Genomic DNA, 2,518 nt, shown 5'->3' on the forward strand with positions numbered 1-2,518 from the left:
GTAACGCTCCGGCGGAGGCCGTCTGACGGGGCGATGGATGCGATGGTAAGTCCGACCTTATGGTCGACCTTACGTTCACACCGCACATCGAGATCCTGTCCGCCGAGGACGTGCCGCGGCGTCGGCACTGGAGCGATGCGGACAAGATCCGGCTGGTCGAGGAAAGCCACCGGGGACATCGCCAGGTTTCTGCGACCGCCCGTCGGCACGGCATTTCCCGCGGGCTACTGACGGTCTGGCGGCGACAGTATCGGAACGGGGAGCTTTCGATGGCAAGCGGCGCTGCGTTCGTGCCGGTGAAGATGGCACCGGACGTTGATGCGCAGCCGCCGCGGCGACAGGAGCCTGCCGTTCAGCTGGAGATTGTTCTGAAGAACGGAAGGCGCCTGCTTGTCCCCTCGTCGGTGGAGCTGGACGCATTGGCCCGGCTGCTGCCGATCCTGGAGGGCAAATGATTGCGTTCCCGGCGGGGGTGCGCGTGTGGATCGCGGGCGGCGTGACGGACATGCGCTGCGGGATGAACAGCTTGGCGCTGAAGGTTCAGGAGGGCCTCAGGCGTGATCCGCATGCCGGCGAGATCTTCTGCTTCCGCGGGCGCCGGGGCGATCTCGTGAAATTGCTCTGGCATGATGGGGTGGGCATGTCGCTCTACGCCAAGCGGCTCGAGGCGGGGAAGTTCATCTGGCCCGCGGGCGCCTCGGGGGAGGCTGTTCAGGTCTCTGCGGCGCAGCTCGGCTATCTTCTCGAGGGGATAGACTGGCGTAACCCACGCTGGACGCAACGCCCTGCGAAGGTTGGATAAATCGTCTGGAAAGCCCTTGTTTTACTGGTTCTTGACGGGCGGAGATGGTAAGCGTTTGCCATGTCAGACGCCCGCTCCGAACTCGAAGAATTGCATGCCGCGCTCGCCGCTTCGGAGCAGCGCGCGGCGGCGGCCGAAGCCGATCTGGCACGGGCGCGCGCGGTGGTCTCGACCTCCGAGGCGATGATCGCGGGTCTCAAGCTCGAGATCGCGCTGCTCAAGCGCGACAAGTATGGCCGGAGCGCGGAGCGCAGCGCCAAGTTGCTCGACCAGCTCGAACTGCAGCTCGGGGAGCTGGTCGCAGACGCTGCCGAGGACCGTGTGCAGGCCGAGCGGAAGACGACCAGGGTCGGTGCCTTCGAGCGGCGCAAGCCGGTGAAGAAAGCCTTCCCCGAACACCTGCCGCGCGAGCGCGTGGTGGTCGAGGCCCCCAGCACCTGTTCGTGCTGCGGATCCGATCGCATCGTGAAGATGGGCGAGGACATCACCGAGACGCTCGAGGCCATCCCCCGCCAGTGGAAGGTGATCCAGACGGTCCGGGAGAAGTTCACATGCCGGGCCTGCGAAAAGATCACCCAGCCCCCGGCGCCCTTCCATCCGATCCCGCGGGGATGGGCGGGCCCCAGCCTGCTCGCGATGATCGTGTTCGAGAAATACGGCCAGCATCAGCCCCTCAACCGTCAGGCCGAACGCTACGCCCGTGAAGGCGTGGACCTCAGCCTCTCCACGCTCGCCGACCAGGTCGGCGCGGTGGCCGAGTTGCTGAAGCCGCTCAACGCGCTGATCGAGGCGCATGTCTTCACCGCGGCTCGGCTGCATGGTGACGACACCACGGTGCCGCTGTTGGCCCGCGGCGGCACGAAAACCGCCCGGCTCTGGACCTATGTGCGCGATGATCGTCCCTTCGACGGAACCGCGCCACCCGCAGTCGTGTTCCGCTTCTCCCCCGATCGCGCTGGCGAGCATCCGACGAAACATCTGGCGGGCTGGCAGGGCATTCTGCAGGCCGACGCCTATGCCGGGTACAACCAGCTCTACGATGCCGCCCGGCAGCCCGGACCGGTGGCATCGGCGCTGTGTTGGTCGCACGCGCGGCGCAAGTTCTTCGAGCTTGCCGATGTGCAGACCAACATCCGCAAGGGCAAGTCGCCCAAGGAGATCTCGCCCATCGCCGTGGAGGCGGTGAAGCGCATCGACGCGCTGTTCGAGATCGAGCGCATGGTCAACGGGCAGCCCCCGGAGGCGCGGATGGAGATGCGGCAACGCCAATCGGCCCCGCTGGTCGCGGACCTCGAGCAATGGCTTCGCGGCGAGCGCGCGCTTCTGTCGAAGCATGCCAAGGTGGCGAAAGCCATCGATTACCTGCTGTCATCCAACCACTGGCCGGGCTTCACGCGGTTCCTCGAGGATGGGCGGGTCTGCCTCTCGAACAACGCCGCCGAGCGCTCCCTGCGCGGGGTGGCCCTCGGCCGGAAATCCTGGCTCTTCGCCGGATCAGAACGTGGCGGCCAGCGCGCGGCGGCGATGTACACCTTGATCGGAACGGCCAAGCTCAACGACATCGACCCCCAGGCGTGGCTCGCCGACGTCATCGCCCGCATCTCCGACATGCCGGTCTCACGCCTGCACGAATTGCTCCCGTGGAACTGGAAGCCGGCAGACAAAACGGAAAGCTCCGTCAAGGCCGCATAGCCGCGGTGCTCGCCGCATGCTTAC

Annotated in this window: 3 protein-coding genes; all 3 read left to right on the plus strand. The window is 66.4% G+C overall.

Annotated elements, in window-relative coordinates; genetic code table 11:
• Positions 1-59: 59 nt before the first annotated feature.
• From tnpA to tnpC, 3 genes are read left to right on the plus strand one after another with little or no spacing between them, the layout of a single operon-like run.
• Entirely contained in the window at positions 60-455 is a 396-nt protein-coding gene (gene tnpA / locus ACSSV4_RS23110) for an IS66-like element accessory protein TnpA (protein ID WP_454277322.1), read from the plus strand.
• Positions 452-802, plus strand: a complete 351-nt coding sequence (tnpB, locus tag ACSSV4_RS23115; protein ID WP_454277323.1) for an IS66 family insertion sequence element accessory protein TnpB — start codon at positions 452-454, stop codon at positions 800-802. The genes tnpA and tnpB overlap by 4 nt, the downstream gene beginning before the upstream one ends.
• Positions 803-862: 60 nt before the next feature.
• A complete protein-coding gene (gene tnpC / locus ACSSV4_RS23120) occupies positions 863-2,494 on the plus strand; it encodes an IS66 family transposase (RefSeq protein ID WP_454277324.1) in 1,632 nt (543 codons plus the stop codon).
• Positions 2,495-2,518 lie beyond the last annotated feature (24 nt).

This window comes from Roseovarius sp. MBR-154 (genome assembly GCF_053628595.1).